We start from the raw sequence: 19,242 nt of genomic DNA, 5'->3' as shown, positions 1-19,242 counted from the left end.
GAGGTCCAGCGGAACAGAAAACGAAGAAGAAGAAAAAGGCGGCTATCCCGCAGCGGGAAGGGTAAACCTGAAGACGGTGCCCCGGGGGCGGTTGGGCTCGAACATCAGTGCGCCGCCATGTTGCTCCACCACGGTGCGGCACAGGCTCAGGCCCAGGCCCATGCCGTCGGCACGGGTGGTGAAGAAGGGCGTGAACAGGCGCGCCGCCACGTCGTCGCTGATGCCGCAGCCCAGGTCGGCCACGGAGAATTCGAGCCAGCGCCGGCCGTCGGCCGGCACGGTGGCGCCCACGGGCAGGGCGCGCGCCACGCGCAGCCTCAACAAGCGGTTGCCGGTGTTGTCGGGGCTGTCCATCGCCTGCATGGCGTTGCGCGCGAGGTTCAGCAGCACCTGTTCGACCAGCGTGCGGTCGCACACCACGGCGGGCAGGCGCTCTTCGAAGACGATCTCGATCGTCACGTCGAGCTTGCGCGCCTGCAGCCGCACCAGCGGCAGCACGGCGTCGATGAGGGCCTGCGGCGCCACGGCTTCGCGCATGCGGTCGCGCCGGCGCACGAAGTCGTGCACGCTGCGAATGACCTGGCCGGCGCGGTCGGCCTGCTCGGCGATGCGCTTCACGGCCATGGCCACTTCGGCCTGCTCGCCCTTCACTTCGGGCCCGAGCAGGTTGAGCGAGCCGGTGGCGTAGCTGGCAATGGCGGCCAGCGGCTGCGTGAGCTCGTGGCTCAGCAGCGAGGCCATCTCGCCCACGGTGGCCAGGCGTGCGCTGGCCTGCAGGCGCTCCTGGCTGGCGCGCGAAATCTCTTCGACGCGGCGCTGCTCGCTCACGTCGATGAAGGCGCTCATCCAGCCGGTCTGCACCTTGTGCGCGTTGATCAGCGGCGCCTCGAAGATGAGCACCGGAAAGCGCGTGCCGTCCTTGCGCATGAAGACCGACTCGAAGCCTTCGCGCGGCGGCAGGCCGCCCGCGAAGCGGCGCGTCTGGCGCAGGTGGTATTCGTGCGCCAGCTCGGTCGGCCAGTACGGCGCCTCGACGCTGCCGGCCATGAGCTCTTCGGGCGTGAAGCCGACCATCTCGCAGAAGGCCGGGTTGACGTAGGTGATGCGGCCCTGCAGGTCGCGCGCGCGCAGGCCGGTGATGACCGAATCTTCCATCGCCTTGCGAAAGGCCAGCGCGTCGGCCAGGTCGCGCTCGGCGCGCAGGCGGCGGCGGGTGTCGCGCGCCAGCAGCACGAGCACCGACACGAGCGCGATCGAGATCGCCGTGACCAGCGCCGTGAGCATGTTCGGGAACAGGTCGGGCGCGGCGCGCCAGCCGTCCACGCGCAGCATGAGCGAGGCGCCCGGCAGGTCGATGCGCTGCTGCGAGGTGAACACGCGCGTGCCGATGCGCCGCGAAGTGCCCAGCGCCACCAGCCGCGTGCCGTCGGCCTCGGTGAAGGCGACCTCCTGGCCGCGCGTGAGCGTGGGGCCGACCAGTTCGACCAGCGTGTCGCGCAGCGAATAGCTCGCGACCAGATAGTCGCCGCCGTCCATCGGCAGGCACAGCTCCATCACTTCGACACCGCCGCCGCCGGCCACGGGCACGTAGTGGCTGGGCGAGTAGGCGGGCGCGCCGCCCTTGCGCGCGGTGGCGCAGGCCAGTGCCACGTCGGACTGCGCGGGGCCACGGTTGCTTTCTTCGAGGATGCGCGTGCGGTAGGGCGTGTTCACGGCCTCGACGGGGCGCAGGTCGGCATCGCGCCATTCGAGCCGCAGCCATTCGCGGTGCTCGCGCAATTGCGCCGCCGCGCGGTCGGCCCAGTGCGTGCGCTCCATGCCCGGCGCGAGCGTGGCGCGCAGGCTCTGGGCGTTGCGCTGCAGGCCGCTGCGCAGGTCGACGACGGCATCGGCGGTGTCGCGCTCGAGCGCGGCCTGCACCTGCTCGACCTCGTGCCGACCGGCCAGCCACACGACGGTGACCAGCAGCGCCGACACCAGCACCGCCAGCAGCAGCCAGAGGAACCAGCGCTTCCACAGCGAACGCAGGCGCGCGAAGGCGACGACCCATCCCCGGCGCTGCGGCTGCTGTTGCGGCGGCGGCGGTGCGGGAACGTCGAGCGCCTCGTCGGCCATCGTCAGGCGAGCACGCGGTGCGACAGCGCGGGCAGCTGGGCGCGCGTGCGCTCGACCTGGCGGGCGTCGAGGTCGAACAGCACCACGCCCTCTTCGACGGCCTGCTGCGCCACCACCGTGCCCCAGGGGTCGATGACCAGCGACTGGCCCCAGGTCTGGCGGCCGTTCTCGTGCGTGCCGCCCTGCGCGGGCGCGACCACCCAGGCCAGGTTCTCGATGGCGCGGGCGCGCAGCAGCACCTCCCAGTGCGCCGCGCCTGTCGTGCGCGTGAACGCGCTGGGCACCAGCATCAGGTCGGCGCCCTGCCCCGCCAGCGCGCGGTACAGCTCGGGAAAGCGCAGGTCGTAGCACACGCTCATGCCCACGCGCCAGCTGTGGCCGTCGCGCGAAGGCAGGTCGAACACCACCGGTTGCGCGCCGGGGGCGATGACGCGGCGCTCGTCGTAGTGCTCGGTGCCGTTGTCGAAGAAGAACAGGTGGATCTTGTCGTAGCGCGCCACGCACTTGCCTTCGGGCGAGAAGGCCAGCGAGCTGTTGAACACGTGGTCGGCGTCGTCGCTCTCGATGGGCAGCGTGCCGCCGACGATCCACAGGCCGAACTCGCGCGCGGCATCGGCCAGGAAGCCCTGCACGGTGCCCGCGCCGGCGGTCTCGCGCAGACCGAGCTTGTCGGTGTCGCGCGCGCCCATCATGCAGAAATACTCGGGCAGCACCGCGAGCTCGGCGCCGTCGCGCGCCGCCTGCCCGAGCAGGGCGTGGGCCCGCACGAGGTTGGCTTCACGGGTGATGGCGGACACCATCTGGATGGCTGCGACTTTCATTGCGTGGTCTCCGTTTTCCTGGCTTCGCCGGTCGCGGGTGCGCCCGACATACCGGGCAGTTGCAGCGAGCGCGGCACCTTGGCGATCTTCGGGTCGGCCCAGGTGCCTTCGACGTGGAACTCCTGCGTGGCGGCGGCCGCGAGCGGCTTGCTCAGCACCCACTGCGCGAGGAAGGTGCCCAGGCCGATGGCGGGGTTGATGGCCGTGGCCACCAGCGCGGCGGTGCCGGCGTTGATTTCGGGGACCACCACCACGCGCAGGTTCTGCGTCTCGCGCACGATGTCGGCCGAGCCGTCCATGAGTGCGGCGGCGTTGACGCCCTTCATCTGCAGGTTGTTGGTGCTGGCGATGCCCTTGTTGATCTTCGCGTCGCCGCGGATGAAGTCGAAGGCGAAGCCCTGACTGAACACGTCGCGGAAGTCGAGCGTGAGCCGGCGCGGCAGCGCCTGCAGGCTCAGCACGCCGAGCAGCTTGGCCAGGCCGGGGTCGGCCTTGAGGAACTGGCCCTGCTCCACGTCGACCTGCAGCTGGCCGCCCAGGCTCGGGTAGTCGAGCGAGAACGGCGAGCCGCGCCAGTTCACTTCGCCCTCGAGCCGCCCCTTGCCGCGCCGCAAGACACCCGGCATGCCGAAGCGCGTGAGCAGGTCGCCGGCGTCGGCGATGTCGAGCTTGAAGTTCATGGCCGTGGTGCGGCGCTGGCCGGCGTTCGCGCCGCCGCCCGCCGGTGCGGCCCAGGTGCCCTTGGCGGTGAAGGTGGCTTCGGGCACGCTGAACGCGAGCTTGTTGAGCAGCCATTCGCGCCCGCCGCGGTTGACGGCGTCGATCTCGGCGCGGCCCAGGCGCTTGCCGAGCAGCTCGAAGTCGTCGACCACGATGTCCAGCGCGGGCAAGGTGCCGGGCTGCTCGTCGAGCAGGGTCTCGACCTGCGTGGCCTCGGCCGGCGCGATCTTCAGGCGCGCGAGCCGCGCGTAGAGCCGGCCGTCCTGGCTGTGGCTGTACTCGGCGTAGCCGCTCAATTCGCTGGCGTCGACGTTGGCGCGCCACAGCGCACCTTCGCGCGTGCCGCCGAGCACCACGTTGTGCAGGGTGCGGCCCGCAATGCCCAACTGCTGCGCGCGCACCGCGATGCGCGTGGGCAAATAGGCCAGATCGGGATCGTCGGCGCGCTCGCCGGCGGCGGCCGCGGCGCTGGTGCCCACCAGCGTCTGCCAGGCGCCCATGTCGAGCTTGGCGACGTTGACGTTGGCGAACACGCCGCGGTCGGGCGGCAGCGCCGTCTCGCCCGCGGCCAGCCCGATGCCGATGCCGCCGCGCAGCACACGCGCCTCGCCCGTGGCCGAGAGTTCGCGCACGTACTGCACCGAGCCGACGCGGCCGAGTTCGAGCGTCAGCTGGTCTTGCGTGGCGACGTGGCGGGCGTCGCGCGTCAGCACCTTCTTCTCGATGCGCAGCGGCATCTGCTCTTCAGCGGTCTTCACGAGCGGCGTGGGCAGCTGCAGCGCCAGCCCCTGCAGGCTGCTGGTGAGGGAGAACTCGGGCGTGTCGTCGCGCATCGAGAAGGTGGCGGCGTAGGGCGTGCTGCCGGTGGCGTGCTTGGCGAGCCGCGCGAGCCAGTCGACCTCGCGCGCGCCGCGCAGGCCTTCGGCGCTGGCCGTGCCCTGCGCCTTCAGCGCCAGTTCGCGCTGCGGCCCGCTGAAGCGGCCCTTGCCTTCGACGCGCACGTCGCCGCCCAGCAGGCGGGCCTGCACGCCGGCCAGCGAGAAGCCGGTGTCGGTGAAGCTGAGCGTGCCGCGCGCCTGCGTGAACGGCGGGGCTTCGGGCACCAGCTGCAGCTCGTTGTCGGCCAGCGTCACGGTGGCCTGCACCTTGGTGTTGTTGACGTTGTCCAGCGGCAGGTCGAGGCGCAACTTGTAGTCGGCCGAGCCGGTGGCGCGCGCGCGCTGCAGGAAGGGCCCGGCCTCGCCGGCCAGCGGCGCACCGGCGCGCAGCACTTCGCCGAGCGGCCCCTTGGCCTGCGCGTCGACGCGCAGCATGGCGGCGTGGTGCGACATGTCGGCGATCTGCACCTCGGCCTTCGTGACCTCGACGCCGGGCGCGCCCGCCACGCGGCCGCGCGCGTTGCGCACCAGCATGCCCGCGCGCTCGAAGACCAGCTCGCCCGACACGCCCGTGAGCGCCGGCCACACGGGCGGCGGCGCGGCAGGCGGGCCGGTGCGCGACGCCGGGGTCGCGGGGGCGGCCGTGGCCGCGGCGAGCGACGGCGGCACGTAGGCGTAGTGCACGTCCGACACCTTGGCCGCGATGCGGAACTCGCCCTGCTTCGGGTCCATGAAGGGCATGTCGTGCAGGTCGCCGCGCACGCGGAAATCGACGATGCTGGCCGTGCCCTTGACGACCGACTCGCGCACGTAGTCGCGCGTGTGCTGCGGAATGTCGAGCGGCAGGTAGCGGAACACGCGGGTGCCGTCGGCGCGCGTGAGCTTGCCCTGCAGGTCGAGCACGCCGGGGTGTTGCGCGCGGCTGCTCGAGGCGGCCGGGTCGCTGGTGCGCCAGTGGGCCTCGGCCTCTCCCTCGGCGTCGGCGTTGGCAAAGCGCAGCTTCGACACCTGCACCTGCATGGCGCCGTTGTCGAGCTTCCATTGCAGCTGGGTCGAGAGCCGGTCGATGGGGATCACCGGGTCTTCGAACACGCCGGGGAATTCGAGCGTGCCCTTGGCCATGGTCAGCGTGGCGGTGCCGCCGGTGTGGCTGGCGTCGAAGTCGAGCGTGGCGCCGCTGAGGCCGGGCGTGCCGGGGTGCACGCGCGGTGGCGTGGCGGCAGCGCCCGCCGGTGGCGGGGTGCTCGGAGCAGCAACGGTCGGCGCTGGCTGCGACGCCACGCGCAGCCCGCTGACCCGGCCCTTGGCCTGGTAACGCGCGATCGCGTCGGGCGCGCCCTGCCAGTTCATGTCGATGCGCTCGACCAGGCCGCGCGGCGCATAGGCGCCCAGCACGCGGTGCGTGGCCTCGCCCAGCGGCAGGCGGTCGGCGATGAGGGCCAGCGCGGCCAGGTCGAGCCGGTCGGCCTTCAACGCGCCGTGCTCGGGCGTGCGGCCCTTGGTCGGCGTGTGCTGCAGCCACAGGTTGCCGCCGGGCCAGCGCATGCCGTCGACGGTGTCGAACTGCAGCGCGGTGGTCGAGAACTCGAAGGTGTCGGCCTTCAGGTGCCCCGCCAGCCGGCCAGTGACGGCGCGCAGCACCAGCGGCTGCAGCCCCTTGCCGAGCGAGGCGTCGATGCGATTCAGGCCGAGGTCGGCCGCGCCGCCGACGATGCGCCCGTCGTCCACGTCGGCCCACAGGCGCAGCGCGCCGTTGCCTTCGCGGATGCGCGCGTCGAGCGAGACGTACTGGCCCAGGCGGGTGACGTCGATGTAGGGCAGGTCGGCATAGAGCTGGCCGTCCCAGGTCTGCCAGTGGCCGCTGCGCAGCGACAGCAGCGGCTGGCGGAACTGGCCGCGCAGCGTGAAGCGCTCGCCCCAGCCGGCCGGCGGCGTGGCGTCCAGCCGCAGCCCGTGCCGGCGCGAGCCGTTGCGGGAGACGAAGCGCACGTCGGTCAGCAGCAGCGGTTCGGCGCCGCGCTGCTCGTCGGTCCAGCGCACGGTGCCGCCTTCGATGACGAACTCGCGCTGCGCGAAAAACCAGTCGGCGGCGCGGGTCTCTCCGGTGGTGTCGGTCTCCATGTGCAATCCAGCCACATGGAGTTTTCCCTGAGTGTCGCGGCGCACGTCGAGCTGCGGTCCCTCGATGTAGAGCTGCTCGAAATTGAGGCGCCACAGCGAGCGCGGCGACACGCTCGCCACCACCCGCACGAGGCGAAGGGCCTCGCGTTTGTCTGCGTCCTGCAGCACCACGTCGCGCAATTCGAAGGCTGGGAATAGCCCTTCGGAACGGGCGGTGATGGCGCCGATGCGCACCGGGACACCGATGGCCTTGCTAGCCTGCGCCTCGAGTGCACCGCGAAAATCGCCGATTCGCGGCACAATCCACGCGTGCAGGACCACGACTGACAGCGCCAGCAGAAGCCACGCAGCGAAGAGCAGACCCAATAGCCAGCGCGCTGTCACAGCGGTGATTTGGAGCAGACGTGAAGGGGAAGACGCCGTGTCGTTCATTGAGGGTCGCGCTGTGTCGGGAATTATGACCGCCAGCCTAGAGCCGGGTTCCGCGCCAACCCACACCAGTGTGAATCAGTTGCCATCCAATCCGACGCCTTCCGCGTTTTCTTCAAGTTCCCGATTCGTCCAGCGGCTGCGTCGCCGCTATGCGGCCGAGCTCGGCCTGCTGCCGCCCGGCGAGCCCCGGCGCGAATCGATGACCGTCGCCTACGACGAACTGCGCACGCGCGGCGTGGCCGTCGGCGATGCCTTGCGCATCGTGCGCCAGCTCGTCATGGAACGTCTGGTCACACTCGATTGCGACCAGCAGGCCCCGCTCGCCGTGGTGACCACGGCCGTGACCGAACTGGCCGAACTGGCACTCGACATCGCCTGCCAGGACGCCTGCCATGAACTCGACGCCCAGCACGGCGCGCCGCTCGGCCCCGAAGGCCAGCGCTCGCAGCTGTGGGTGATCGGCATGGGCAAGCTCGGCGCGCGCGAGCTCAACGTGTCGAGCGACATCGACCTCATCTACCTGTACGACGTCGACGGCGACACGGCCGGCGATGCCGACGGGCGCGGCAAGCTGTCGAACCAGGAATACTTTGCGCGCGCCGTGAAGCGCATCTATGCGCTGGTGGGCGACGTGACCGAGCACGGCTTCGTGTTCCGCGTCGACCTGGCGCTGCGGCCCAACGGCAACTCGGGGCCGAGCGTGGTCTCGCTCGATGCGCTCGAAGAATATTTCCAGGTGCAGGGCCGCGAATGGGAGCGCTTTGCCTGGATGAAGAGCCGCGTGGTCGCGCCGCGCGCCGTGGTCCAGGACGGCCAGGCCCAGGCGCTGCGCACCGTGGTGCTGCCCTTCGTGTTCCGCCGCTACCTCGACTACAGCGTGTTCGACTCGCTGCGCATCCTGCACCGCCAGATCCGCGAGCAGTCGGCGCGCCGCAGCGCCGGTCGCCCCGAGCGCGCCAACGACGTGAAGCTCTCGCGCGGTGGCATCCGTGAAATCGAATTCACCGTGCAGCTGCTGCAGGTGGTGCGCGGCGGCCAGTTCCCCGAGCTGCGCACGCGCCCCACGCTCGATGCGCTGCAGCGGCTGGCGCGCGCCAACCTCATGCCGCAGGACACGGCCGACACGCTGGCGGCCGCCTACGAGTTCCTGCGCCGCGTGGAGCACCGCATCCAGTACCTGGACGACCAGCAGACCCACGTGCTGCCGGTCAACGACGACGACCTGCGCTGGATCGCGCAGTCGATGGGCTATGCCGACTGCTGCCCTTTTCTCGAACAGCTCGACACGCACCGCGAGTTCGTCGCGCAGGAATTCGACAAGCTGCTGGGCGGTGAGAAGCCCTGCAACGGCAAGTGCAACGGCAAGAAGTCCACCGCGCCCGCCGACCTGGTCGACCTGCTCGACGACCTGCCGCCCGTGTTTGCCGAGCGCATCCGCGACTGGTGCGAAACACCGCGCGTGCTCGCGCTGCGCGAAGAAACCCGGGGCCGCCTGCGCCAGCTGGTGCAACGCACCGGCCAGTGGCTGAAGGAGCCCGACGGCGACGGCGCCGGGCAAACGCCGCGCCACGTCGACGCCGCCATGCGCTGGGCCGACTGGATCGAACCGCTGATGCGCCGCGAGAGCTACCTGGCGCTGCTGGTCGAACGCCCCGCTGTACAAGAGCGCCTGCTGCGCCTGCTGGGCGCCGCGAAATGGCCCGCGCGCTACCTGATGCAGCACCCCGGCGTGATCGACGAACTCGCAAGCGACGAGATGCTCTCGGGCCGCTTCATCGCCGACGAATTCGAGCGTGAACTCGAAGCGCGCCACACCTCGCTCACCCGCACCGGCGAGGCCGACGAAGAGCGCCTGCTGAACCTGCTGCGCCACGCCCACCACGCCGAGGTGTTCCGCACGCTGGCGCGCGACGTGGACGGCCGCATCACCGTCGAACAAGTGGCCGACGACCTGAGCGCGCTGGCCGACACCACGCTGCGTGTGACCGCGCGCTGGTGCTGGCCGCATGTGCGCAACCGGCACCGCGAGGTGCCGCAGTTCGCGATCATCGGCTACGGAAAATTGGGCGGCAAAGAGCTGGGCTATGGCAGCGACCTGGACATCGTGTTCGTCTACGACGATGACGACGAGCGCGCCGGCGAGGTCTATGCGGCCTACGTGCGCAAGCTCATCAACTGGCTCACGGTGAAGACGCGCGAGGGCGACCTGTTCGAGATCGACACCGCGCTGCGGCCCAACGGCAATTCGGGCCTGCTCACCACCAGCTTCGAGGCCTACGAAAAGTACCAGCTCGGCCGCGGCAGCAACACCGCATGGACCTGGGAGCACCAGGCCATGACGCGTGCGCGCTTCGTGCTCGGCAGCGCCGACCACGGCGCCGAACTGGGCGCGCGTTTCGACCAGGTGCGCGAGGCCGTGATGGTCGCCCCGCGCGATCGCGAGTCACTGAAGGCCGAGATCATCGGCATGCGCAACAAGCTGCGCGGCGCCCGCCCCGTGAAGGCCGACCGCTTCGACGTGAAGCACAGTCCCGGCGGCATGGTCGATGCCGAGTTCGCCGTGCAGTTTCTGGTGCTGTCGGCCTCGGGCGCGCACCCCGAGCTGATTCCCAACCTGGGCAACATCGCGCTGCTGCTGCGTGCCGAACAGGCCGGGCTGCTACCTGAAGGCGTGGGCCGCGACGCCGCCACCGCCTACCGCGAGTTGCGCCGCGTGCAGCACCGCGCGCGCCTGAACGAAGAGCCGACGCAGGTCACGCCGCCCGCCCTGAGCGCCGAGCGCGACGCCATGCTGGCGCTGTGGAAGGCGGTCTTTGGCTGACGGCGCCCTCGCTTCCCGCGCGCTGACGGCCTGCGCCCTGGCCGCCGCGCTCGTGCTGGCCGGCTGCGCCAGCGGACCGCGCAGCAGCGGTGGCGGTGTGGCCAGTGGGCGCGACGGCCCCGGCAGCAACATCCCGTCGGACCTCGACCGCGTGCCCGACGCCGAGCCCCGCATCGAGGCCATCCGCAGCAGCGGCGGCACCAGCAAGCCTTACACGGTGCTGGGCCGCGGCTACCAGCCGATCACCGACGACCGGCCGTTCCGCGAATCGGGCATCGCCTCGTGGTACGGCCGCAAGTTCCACGCAGCCTCGACCGCCAGCGGCGAGCCCTACGACATGTACGCCATGACGGCCGCGCACAAGACGCTGCCGCTGCCCAGCTACGTGCGCGTGCGCAACCCGGCCAACGGACGCGAAGTGATCGTGCGCGTGAACGACCGCGGCCCCTTCGTGGACGGCCGCGTGATCGACCTGAGCTACACGGCGGCGCTGAAGCTCGACCTGCTGCGCGGCGTGGCGCCCGTGGAGATCGAGCGCATCACCAACGAAGACATCCGCACCGGCGCCTGGCGGCGCGATGCGGGCACGGCCTATGCCGCGGCGCCAGCCCCCGCGCCCGTCCGGGTGGCGGCCGCACCGGTGGCTGTGCCGTCGGCCTGGGTTGCGCCGGTCGCGATGACGGCTGCTGCCGCGCCTGCAGCGACGATGCCCGTGGCACCGCAGACGCCCGTGATGGCCGCAGCACCGTCGGAGCCCGAGGCACCGGCCGGTCCGCGCGAAGCGATGGTGGTGACCGACCTCGCGCCGCTGGCCCCGCTCGCGGCGCCCGCCGCACCCTCGACGCCTTCTGCGTCCGCCGCTTCCGGCTTCTGGGTCCAACTCGGCGCGTTCCGCGAACGCGACGGCGCCGAGAGCTTGAGAAACCAGGCCGCGCGCGGCCTGCCCACGCTGGCGCCGCAACTGCGCGTGTTCAGCGAAGCCGGCACGCACCGCCTGCAGGCCGGCCCGTTCCCGTCGCGCAATGCAGCGGGCGACGCCGTCACGCAGCTGCGCGACAGCCTGCGGATCGCGCCGATGGTGGTCGAAAGGCGCTGAGGCTCAGGGCATGGCCTTGGCCACGACCTGCGAACGCAGGCCCACACCGAGGCGGTTCCAGGCGTTGATCTGCGCCACGGCGAGCGAGAGTTCGACGATTTCCTGGTCGCTGAACACGGCCTTCAGCGCTTCGTACTCCGCGTCGCGATCGGCGTGGTGGTCGGCCAGGCGCGTGAGCGTTTCGGCCCAGTCGAGCGCCGCACGCTCGCGTTCGTTGAAGAGGCTCACTTCGCGCCAGGTGGCGAGGCTGTTGATGCGCTGCCAGACTTCGCCCTGCACGCGCAGGTCGCGCACATGCATGTCGAGGCAGTAGGCACAGCCGTTGATCTGCGAGACGCGGGCAAAGACGAGGTCGATCAGCACCTTGCCGAGCGTGCTCGACTCGAAGCTGCCGTTGACGGCGATCATGGCCTGGAAGGACTTGGGGGCGAACTTGGTCCAGGCGAGACGGAGGGCGGGGGCTTGGCTCATGGTGTGTACTCCAGGGTGGTTGATGAGGAAGAGAAACGAAATCTGCTTGCTACACCCTGAAGACGCGCCAGCCCTCGGCCCTGTGACAGGCGGGGCGCATTATTTTTTCAGTCGCCCCGCTTCGCGGCGAACAGCTGCGCGATGCGCGCCAGCTTGTCGGGGTTGCGCTGGGCGCGGATGCGCACGATGCGCTCGCCCTCGATCTCGAAGGTCTGGGCCGATTCGAGTTCGCCGTCCAGAAAGCGCAGCATGCCGGGCTCGCCGTTGAGCTCGACCAGCTCCATGTGCACGCCGGCGCCCATGCGGCGCCAGAGCGAGTAGTACAGCTGCGCCAGCCGCTGGCTGCCGCGCAGGATCTTGCTGAAGGTCTGCACCTTGCCGCCGCCGTCGCCGATGAGTTCGACGTCTTCGGCCATCAGCGCCTTCAGGTCCTGCATGCTGCCGCGCGCGGCGGCGTCGGCAAAGGCGCGCAGCAGGCGCTGGTGGGTGTCGCGCGACACCTGGAAGCGCGGGCGCGCCTCCTGCACCTGGACCTTGGCGCGGTGCACCAGCTGGCGGCAGGCGGCCTCGCTCTTGCCGAGGGTCTGGGCGATCTCGTCGTAGTCGGCGTCGAACACCTCGCGCATGAGAAAGGCGGCGCGCGCCTCGGGCGCCAGGCGCTCGAGCACGGCCAGGAAGGCGACGGAGATGTTGTCGACACGCTCGAGCGTTTCTTCGGGCGTGTCGGGCGACCCGGTGAGCGTGGGCTCGGGCATCCACGGGCCGATGTAGTGCTCGCGCTGGACCTTGGCGCTGCGCAGCCGGTCGATCGACAGGCGCGTGACGACGGTCACGAGCCAGGCTTCGGCGCTGTCGAAACTGGCCTTGTCGGCCTCGTGCCAGCGCAGCCAGGCGTCCTGCACCACCTCTTCGGCCTCGGCCACGGAGCCGAGCATGCGGTAGGCGATGCCCTGGAGGCGGCGGCGATGGCTGTCGAAGGTGAGGGTCGGGTCGTCCATGCCCGATTAGACGTTTGACGCCGCCGCGTTGTGACAGCTCGCGGCCAAAAAAAATCGCCCCGGGATGCGGGGCGATTTTTCGGGTCGCGGGGTGCGGCTCAGGCGCCCTGGTACTCGGGCTTGGGGCCCAGCGTGGCCGAGACTTCCTTGCGGTAGCGGTTCAGCTCCTGCACGGTCTTGAAGCTGCGGTTCATCAAGAGGCTCAGGTTGTGCAGGATGCGCTCGCCGACCTTGGTTTCCCAGACGGCGTCGAACTTGATCTGCTTGTCCAGCCAGTGCTCGAGCCAGTCGGGGTCGGGCATGCGGCTCTGGATGGTGTCGTTCGGGAACAGCGCCTTGTTCACGTGCAGGTTGGTCGGGTGCAGCGCCTGGGCGGTGCGGCGCGCGCTGGCCATCAGCACGCCGACCTTGGTGAAGGCAGCACGGGCCTCGTCGCCGAACTTTTCCATGGCGCGCTTCATGTAGCGCAGGTAGGCGCCGCCGTGGCGGGCTTCGTCCTGGCTCAGCGTGGTGTAGATGTGCTTGATGACCGGCTCGGTGTGCCACTGGGCGGCGCGGCGGTACCAGTGGTTGAGGCGGATCTCGCCGCAGAAGTGCAGCATGAGGGTTTCGAGCGGGGGCGCGGGGTCGAAGTCGAAGCGCACCTCGTGCAGCTCCTGCTCGGTGGGGGCGTGCTGCGGGCTGAAGCGCTTCAGGTATTCCATGAGCACCAGCGAGTGCTTCTGCTCTTCGAAGAACCAGATCGACATGAACGCCGAAAAGTCACTGTCGTGCCGGTTGTCGCGCAGGAACATCTCGGTGGCCGGCAGCGCCGACCACTCGGTGATGGCATTCATCTTGATGGTCTGCGCCTGCTCTTCGGTCAGCAAGGAAGCGTCGAACGACTGCCAGGGGATGTCCTTGTCCATGTCCCAGCGGACGGATTCGAGTTGTCTGAAGAGTTCCGGGTAGAGCATCAAAGTCTTTCAATGGCCGCCGATTTTAATCGGGCCGTTTGGCGCGCCCGTGACAGACGCGCGATGATGTGCTTACGCGCACGCTTGCGCCATAGATGCACACCCCCCTTTTCGATCCAGGAGCCCGTCATGCGAACCCCCGCCCGATTGTCGATGCTGCGACGTTGCGCCACGGCCTTTTCCCTCGTGGCGGGCCTGTCCGCCGCCCTGTCGGCGGGAGCCCAGACGGCCCCCGCCGCCCCTGCCGCGCCCGCGGTGGGCGGCGCTGCCGGGTGCCCGGCGATCCTGCAGCACAGCTTCCCGCGGCTGCAGGATGAAAAGCCCCAGAACCTTTGCCAGTACGCCGGAAAAGTGGTCCTGGTGGTCAATACGGCCAGTTTTTGCGGCTTCACCCCGCAGTACAAGGGGCTGGAGGCGCTGGACATGAAGTACCGCGCCCGCGGCTTGGTGGTGCTGGGTTTCCCGTCGAACGATTTCTCGCAGGAATCGGGCTCCAACAAGGAAATCGCCGACTTCTGCGAAAGCACCTTCGGCGTGAAATTCCCGATGTTCGCCAAGTCGTCGGTGCGCGGCACCGACGCCAACCCGCTGTTCAAGCAGCTCGCGCAGGCCTCGGGCACGACGCCGAAATGGAACTTCTACAAGTACCTGATCGGGCGCGACGGCAAGGTGGTGCAGGCCTGGTCGAGCATGACGGCACCGGACGAAACCGGTTTTGTGAACGTCATCGAGAAACAGCTCGGGCCGAATCAGGACAAGGCGGGCGATTGAAGAATGCATCGGGCTGCGGCGATGCGCGACGCGGCCCCTGCAATGTGAACTTTGAGTCACAAACGTTTACCACTCGACCGGGAACCGGGCACCGGAGCCGCGCTCATACTTGAGCATGGGCCGCCAAGGCCCACAGGTTTTCATGTTGCGAGGTCTTCCGGGCGCCTGCCGTCCGGTTGAAATCCCGAGGCGATTCTTCTCCTCCTCCCTCCCTCCCTCCTTCGTGTCGGGGCGCCTCGCAGCATTTTTGTCTTCCCGCCGGAAGCGGGGCCCGCGATGACGCCGCGCCCCGCCCGAGCTTCCTGCACGTGGTGGCCTGAACGGCCCCCAAAAAAAGCGCCCCGAGGGGCGCTTTGTCGTTTCAGGGCTGGGTGTCGATGAAGCTCGGCCGCAGCATGAGCTTGTCGTACAGCCGGGCCAGGTTGGCGTGCTCGCCGCGCCAGTCGATCTCGGGAAAACGCAGCCCCAGCCAGCCCAGCGCACAGCCGACCGCGATGTCCGACAGGCTCAGGTGGATGCCGCTGCAGAAGGGCTTGTCGCCCAGGCCCTTGGCCATGGCGGCCACGCTGGCCTCGACCTTGACGCGCTGGCGCTCGATCCAGGCGGCGCTGCGTTCGCCGTCGGCGCGGCCGGTCCAGGTGGCTTCGAGACGCCAGAGCACGCCGGCGTCCATGACGCCGTCGGCCAGCGCTTCCCAGGTCTTGACCTCGGCGCGCTCGCGGCTTTGCTGCGGAATGAGCTTGCCCACGGGCGACAGGGTGTCGATGTATTCGACGATGACGCGCGAGTCGAACATCGCCTCGCCGCCTTCCATGATCAGGCACGGCACCTTGCCCAGCGGGTTCGAATGGGCGATCGTGGTGTCGGCGGACCAGACGTCTTCGATCACGAACTGGTAGTCGAGCCGCTTTTCGGCCAGCACCACGCGCACCTTGCGCACATAAGGACTGGCGGCGGATCCGATCAGTTTCATGAAGGCTCTCTCCCCATATCGTTTGTTAACGTTTGTTCGCAGGCATTTTAGGTGAACGGAAAAAGACGCCGCCCCAAATCCCCCGCGCCGCGCCCACCCGGCGGCCGCCTAAAATTCGGGCATGAGCTTTTCCACCGTCTCCGCCCTCTCCCCCCTTGACGGCCGCTATGCGGCCAAACTCGCGGCCTTGCGCCCGCTGATGAGCGAACAGGGCTACATGCACCGTCGCGTGCAGGTGGAGGTGGCGTGGTTCATTGCGCTGTCCGACTGCGGCTTCGCCGAGTTCAAGCCCCTCACGGGCGGCGCGCGCAAGTACCTGATGGGGCTGGTGTCGCACTTTTCCGAGGCCGATGCGCTGGCCATCAAGGACATCGAGAAGACCACCAACCACGACGTGAAGGCCGTCGAATACTGGATCAAGTCGAAGTTCGAAGCCCGCCCGGAGCTGCTGGCCGCCGCCGAGTTCGTGCACTTCGCCTGCACCAGCGAAGACATCAACAACACCAGCCACGCCCTGCAGATCCAGGCCGCGCGCGACACCGTGGTGCTGCCGGCCATCGACGGCCTGATCGCCAAGCTGCGCGAAATGGCGCACCAGTTCGCCGACGTGTCGATGCTCTCGCGCACGCACGGCCAGACGGCCAGCCCGACCACCGTCGGCAAGGAAATCGCCAACGTGGCGGTGCGCCTGACCAAGGCCCGCGCGCAAATCGCCGCCGTGCAGCTGCTCGGCAAGATGAACGGCGCCGTCGGCAACTACAACGCGCACCTGGCCGCCTGGCCCGAGTTCGACTGGGAAGCCTTCAGCCGCAAGGTCGTCGAGACGCCCGCGCCGCTGGGCCTGGGCCTGAACTTCCAGCCGTACAGCATCCAGATCGAGCCGCACGACTACATGGCCGAGCTGTTCGACGCCGTGGCGCGCGTCAACACCATCCTGGTCGACTTCTCGCGCGACATCTGGGGCTACGTGAGCCTGGGCTACTTCAAGCAGCGCCTGAAGAAGGGCGAGATCGGCTCGTCGACCATGCCGCACAAGGTCAACCCGATCGACTTCGAGAACGCCGAAGGCAACCTGGGCCTGGCCAACGCGGTGCTGCGCCACCTGAGCGAGAAGCTGCCCATCAGCCGCTGGCAGCGCGACCTGACCGACAGCACCGTGCTGCGCAACATCGGCGTGGCCTTCGGCTACGCCACGCTGGCCTACGCGAGCCTGGCCACCGGCCTGGGCAAGCTGGAGCTCAACGAAGAAGCGCTGGCCGACGACCTCGACGCCTCGTGGGAAGTGCTGGCCGAGCCGATCCAGACCGTGATGCGCCGCTTCGGCGTGCAGGGCGCCTACGAGCAACTCAAGGAAGTCACGCGCGGCAAGACCGTGACGGCCGAGGCGCTGCACGGACTGATCCGCTCGCTGGCCATTCCCGATGAGGAAAAAGCCCGCCTTCTGGCCATGACGCCGGCCAGCTACACCGGCAAGGCCGCCGAACTCGCTCGTAGAATTTAGGCCCCCCGCGACGATCCGCCGGCCCGTGTTGCCCACGGCCGGTGCGCTTCGCTCGCTGCTCGATCCCTTTCAGCCAACGTGCCCCTCCGGGGCGCATGCCAGCCGACAACCCTGACGGGACGCTTCGACGTCCCCGTTGTTCATGCTGCGCGCCCTGCTGAGACACCACTGGCTCACGCTCCACCGATGGACCGGCCTCGCGCCCGGTCCGCTGGCCGCGTTCGGCCACTGCGCCCCCTTCACGACGATCACCGCACTGCGGGGCCTGGCGCTCGCGGGCCCCGGCCTGCGCGGCGTCTGCACCACGCCCTGAGCACCCGCGGCACACACATTCAAGCAAACCAACAGACAACAACGCTTTCGACAACCAGAGGAGGAAAAAAACCATGTTCAAGAAAACAAAAACCGCCGCCATCGCGATGGCGCTCTTTCCCATCAGCTTCCAGAGCTGGGCGGCCGACGCCGAGCCCGGGGCCGATCCATCGAAGTCGCTCGAGGCCATCACCGTCACCGGCGACTGGCTCGGCTCGCCCAGCGAGACCAAGGTGCTCGAGCACGCCGGCGCGCGCAGCATCGTCGAACGCAAGCAGATCCAGGAGAGCGGCGCTGCCAGCGTGCGCGACGTGCTGCGCCAGGTGCCCGGCGTGCAGGTGCAGGAAAGCAGCGGCACGGGCGGCAGCGACATCTCGCTCAACGTCGGCGTGCGCGGCCTGACCTCGCGGCTGTCGTTCCGCTCCACCGTGCTGATCGACGGCGTGCCCGTGGCCTACGCGCCCTACGGCCAGCCGCAGCTGTCGCTGGCGCCGGTGGCGCTCGGCAGCCTCGAGGCGGTCGACGTGGTGCGCGGCGCGGGCTCGGTGCGCTACGGGCCCCAGAACGTGGGCGGCATCATCAACTTCGTGACGCGCTCGATTCCGAAGCAGTTCGCGGGTGAAGTGAGCGTGGGCGTCGAGAGCGCCAGCCACGGCGGCGGCACCAAGACCACGCCCACCCTGTTCATCGGCGGCACCAACGAGAACGGCCTGGGCCTGGCGCTGCTGTATTCGGGCACGCACGGCAACGGCTTTCGCCAGAGCAACGACAAGACCCGCATCGACGACCTGATGCTCAAGGGCGCCTACCGCCTCTCGAAGACCGACGACATCGCGGTGACGCTGCATCGCTTCGAAGGCAGTGCCCGCATGCCGGGCGGGCTGACCACCGCTCAGTTCGCGGCCAACCCGTTCCAGTCGGACCGCCCCTTCGACGAGTTCAGCGGCAGCCGCACCGACGGCTCGGTCAAGTACACGCACAACGACGGCGTGAACAAGTTCGAGATGCTGACCTACTACACGGACTCGTTCCGCGGCAGCCACCTCGAGCAGGAAGGCTCGGGCAACAGCGCCGGCCAGCGCCGCCTCACCGCCGCCCCGCGCCATTACAAGACCTACGCCTTCGAGCCGCGCTACTCGCGCCTCATCGACTCCGGCAGCGTGGTGCAAGAGATCAGCGTCGGCGCGCGCTACCTCAAGGAAGAGGCCTCCGAGGTGGCCACGCGCAGCAGCTACTACCGGCCGCGCCCGGGCTTCGACGCCTACTCGCTGGCCCAGCCCACGTACCAGTTCAGCAAGGGCGGCACGACGGCGCACGCGTTCTACATCGACGACCGCATCGACTTCGGCAACTGGACCGTCACACCCGGCGTGCGCTACGAATCGATCCGCTCGCACAACGATGTCTTCAACATGGCGAGCGGCCGGATCACCAGCGCGATCTATCCGAAGATCGACTCGAACGAGGTGCTGCCCACGCTGTCGGTGCTCTACCGCATGAGCGAGCGCTGGTCGGTGTTTGCGAACGCCGGCGTGTCGTTCGGGCCGCAGCAGTACGCGCAGCTCGCGCAGTCGACCAGCGGCCTGCACCCCGAGAAGGCCAAGACCTACGAGGTCGGCACGCACTACAAGGGTGAGGCTTGGAGCGGTGAGCTGACGCTGTTCAACATCAACTTCGACAAGGAACTGCAGCTGGCGCGCTCCATCACCGGCGAGGTCAGCCAATGGACCGACCTGGGCGCCACGCGCCACCGCGGGCTGGAGTCGGCGTTGCGCTACGACCTGGGCAGCCTGAGTGGCGCGCTCAAGGGGCTGTCGGTGTCGGGCACCTACACGTACACGCAGGCGACCTCGAAGGCCGGCGCCTTCGCCGGCCGCGACCTGCCGTTCTACTCGCGCCAGGTGGCCACGCTGGGCGCGCGCTACGAGCGCGGGCCGTGGACGGTCAACGCCGACGTGTACGCGCAGTCGAAGCAGCGCTCGCCGGGCGCACCCGACGACGGCGCGAGGTACATCACGCTGGAAGATTCGACCGGCCGGCTCGGCGACATCCCCGGCTACGCCACGATGAACCTGCGCGCCGCCTACGACTTCGGCCCCTCGCTGAGCCACCTGAAGCTGGCCGTGGGCGTGAAGAACCTGTTCGACCGCCGCTACTACAACCGCTCGGTCGACAACAACGGCGGCAAGTACGTCGGCCAGCCGCGCACGCTGTACATGCAGGCGTCGCTGGCGTTCTGAGGCGCGGGGGTGCGCG

At 69.4% G+C, this 19,242-nt stretch carries 13 protein-coding genes; 6 read left to right on the top strand and 7 right to left on the bottom strand.

Annotated features, from left to right (window positions below; translation table 11 throughout):
• Positions 1 to 42: 42 nt before the first annotated feature.
• Genes CY658_RS14245 through CY658_RS14235 form a run of 3 tightly spaced genes read right to left on the bottom strand, consistent with a single transcriptional unit; the run spans position 43 to position 7,087 of the window.
• Positions 43 to 2,115 (bottom strand): two-component system sensor histidine kinase NtrB, encoded by a 2,073-nt coding sequence (locus tag CY658_RS14245; protein ID WP_101490830.1) that lies wholly within the window; start codon positions 2,113 to 2,115, stop codon positions 43 to 45.
• 2 nt (positions 2,116 to 2,117) lie between these two features.
• Complete coding sequence (locus tag CY658_RS14240) at positions 2,118 to 2,936, bottom strand: carbon-nitrogen hydrolase family protein (protein ID WP_101490829.1); 819 nt, start codon at positions 2,934 to 2,936, stop codon at positions 2,118 to 2,120.
• Complete coding sequence (locus tag CY658_RS14235; RefSeq protein ID WP_101490828.1) at positions 2,933 to 7,087, bottom strand: YhdP family protein; 4,155 nt, start codon at positions 7,085 to 7,087, stop codon at positions 2,933 to 2,935. Before CY658_RS14235 ends, CY658_RS14240 begins: the two co-directional genes overlap by 4 nt.
• A gap of 25 nt (positions 7,088 to 7,112) precedes the next feature.
• On the opposite strand from CY658_RS14235, the gene glnE reads away from it, so the two are divergent.
• Positions 7,113 to 9,908 (top strand): bifunctional [glutamate--ammonia ligase]-adenylyl-L-tyrosine phosphorylase/[glutamate--ammonia-ligase] adenylyltransferase, encoded by a 2,796-nt coding sequence (gene glnE, locus CY658_RS14230; protein ID WP_101490827.1) that lies wholly within the window; start codon positions 7,113 to 7,115, stop codon positions 9,906 to 9,908.
• Positions 9,901 to 11,004: a septal ring lytic transglycosylase RlpA family protein gene (locus tag CY658_RS14225; RefSeq protein ID WP_101490826.1), complete on the top strand. Its 1,104-nt coding sequence runs from the start codon at positions 9,901 to 9,903 to the stop codon at positions 11,002 to 11,004. Before glnE ends, CY658_RS14225 begins: the two co-directional genes overlap by 8 nt.
• A gap of 3 nt (positions 11,005 to 11,007) precedes the next feature.
• Here CY658_RS14225 and CY658_RS14220 read toward each other — a convergent pair whose 3' ends face one another.
• The 3 genes from CY658_RS14220 to CY658_RS14210 all read right to left on the bottom strand — a co-directional run bounded on the left by CY658_RS14220 (position 11,008) and on the right by CY658_RS14210 (position 13,429).
• The gene (locus CY658_RS14220) at positions 11,008 to 11,475 is read right to left on the bottom strand and encodes a carboxymuconolactone decarboxylase family protein (RefSeq protein WP_101490825.1); all 468 of its coding nucleotides are present in this window, start codon (positions 11,473 to 11,475) and stop codon (positions 11,008 to 11,010) included.
• Between the two features lie 107 nt (positions 11,476 to 11,582).
• A complete protein-coding gene (locus CY658_RS14215) occupies positions 11,583 to 12,473 on the bottom strand; it encodes an RNA polymerase sigma-70 factor (RefSeq protein WP_101490824.1) in 891 nt (296 codons plus the stop codon).
• Positions 12,474 to 12,571: 98 nt separating this feature from the next.
• Complete coding sequence (locus CY658_RS14210; protein ID WP_095747294.1) at positions 12,572 to 13,429, bottom strand: ferritin; 858 nt, start codon at positions 13,427 to 13,429, stop codon at positions 12,572 to 12,574.
• A gap of 129 nt (positions 13,430 to 13,558) precedes the next feature.
• Here CY658_RS14210 and CY658_RS14205 point away from each other — a divergent pair, with 129 nt between their 5' ends.
• Positions 13,559 to 14,200, top strand: coding sequence for a glutathione peroxidase (locus CY658_RS14205; RefSeq protein WP_101490823.1), 642 nt, complete (start codon positions 13,559 to 13,561; stop codon positions 14,198 to 14,200).
• A 361-nt stretch (positions 14,201 to 14,561) separates the two neighbouring features.
• Here CY658_RS14205 and CY658_RS14200 read toward each other — a convergent pair whose 3' ends face one another.
• On the bottom strand, positions 14,562 to 15,173 hold the full coding sequence (locus CY658_RS14200; RefSeq protein WP_101490822.1) for a glutathione S-transferase N-terminal domain-containing protein: 612 nt from the start codon (positions 15,171 to 15,173) through the stop codon (positions 14,562 to 14,564).
• 121 nt (positions 15,174 to 15,294) lie between these two features.
• Here CY658_RS14200 and purB point away from each other — a divergent pair, with 121 nt between their 5' ends.
• The 3 genes from purB to CY658_RS14190 all read left to right on the top strand — a co-directional run bounded on the left by purB (position 15,295) and on the right by CY658_RS14190 (position 19,226).
• On the top strand, positions 15,295 to 16,674 hold the full coding sequence (gene purB, locus CY658_RS14195) for an adenylosuccinate lyase (protein ID WP_101490821.1): 1,380 nt from the start codon (positions 15,295 to 15,297) through the stop codon (positions 16,672 to 16,674).
• 142 nt (positions 16,675 to 16,816) lie between these two features.
• Positions 16,817 to 16,987: a hypothetical protein gene (locus tag CY658_RS32775; protein ID WP_180838951.1), complete on the top strand. Its 171-nt coding sequence runs from the start codon at positions 16,817 to 16,819 to the stop codon at positions 16,985 to 16,987.
• Positions 16,988 to 17,060: 73 nt separating this feature from the next.
• Entirely contained in the window at positions 17,061 to 19,226 is a 2,166-nt protein-coding gene (locus CY658_RS14190) for a TonB-dependent receptor family protein (RefSeq protein ID WP_101490820.1), read from the top strand.
• Positions 19,227 to 19,242: the final 16 nt, after the last annotated feature.

It is taken from the genome of Variovorax sp. RO1 (assembly GCF_002849325.1).
GTDB lineage: Bacteria > Pseudomonadota > Gammaproteobacteria > Burkholderiales > Burkholderiaceae_C > Variovorax.
Note: the sequence above shows the minus strand (reverse complement) of the source record. Positions and strands in the feature narration are given on the sequence as shown.

Coding starts and splice junctions, on each gene's coding strand:
- CY658_RS14220 (WP_101490825.1), bottom strand. CDS start 11,475: ATGAGCCAAGCCCCCGCCCTCCGTCTCGCCTGGACCAAGTTCGCCCCC.
- CY658_RS14235 (WP_101490828.1), bottom strand. CDS start 7,087: ATGAACGACACGGCGTCTTCCCCTTCACGTCTGCTCCAAATCACCGCT.
- CY658_RS14240 (WP_101490829.1), bottom strand. CDS start 2,936: ATGAAAGTCGCAGCCATCCAGATGGTGTCCGCCATCACCCGTGAAGCC.
- CY658_RS14210 (WP_095747294.1), bottom strand. CDS start 13,429: ATGCTCTACCCGGAACTCTTCAGACAACTCGAATCCGTCCGCTGGGAC.
- glnE (WP_101490827.1), top strand. CDS start 7,113: ATGACCGCCAGCCTAGAGCCGGGTTCCGCGCCAACCCACACCAGTGTG.
- CY658_RS14190 (WP_101490820.1), top strand. CDS start 17,061: ATGTTCAAGAAAACAAAAACCGCCGCCATCGCGATGGCGCTCTTTCCC.
- CY658_RS14215 (WP_101490824.1), bottom strand. CDS start 12,473: ATGGACGACCCGACCCTCACCTTCGACAGCCATCGCCGCCGCCTCCAG.
- CY658_RS32775 (WP_180838951.1), top strand. CDS start 16,817: ATGCTGCGCGCCCTGCTGAGACACCACTGGCTCACGCTCCACCGATGG.
- CY658_RS14205 (WP_101490823.1), top strand. CDS start 13,559: ATGCGAACCCCCGCCCGATTGTCGATGCTGCGACGTTGCGCCACGGCC.
- CY658_RS14200 (WP_101490822.1), bottom strand. CDS start 15,173: ATGAAACTGATCGGATCCGCCGCCAGTCCTTATGTGCGCAAGGTGCGC.
- CY658_RS14245 (WP_101490830.1), bottom strand. CDS start 2,115: ATGGCCGACGAGGCGCTCGACGTTCCCGCACCGCCGCCGCCGCAACAG.
- purB (WP_101490821.1), top strand. CDS start 15,295: ATGAGCTTTTCCACCGTCTCCGCCCTCTCCCCCCTTGACGGCCGCTAT.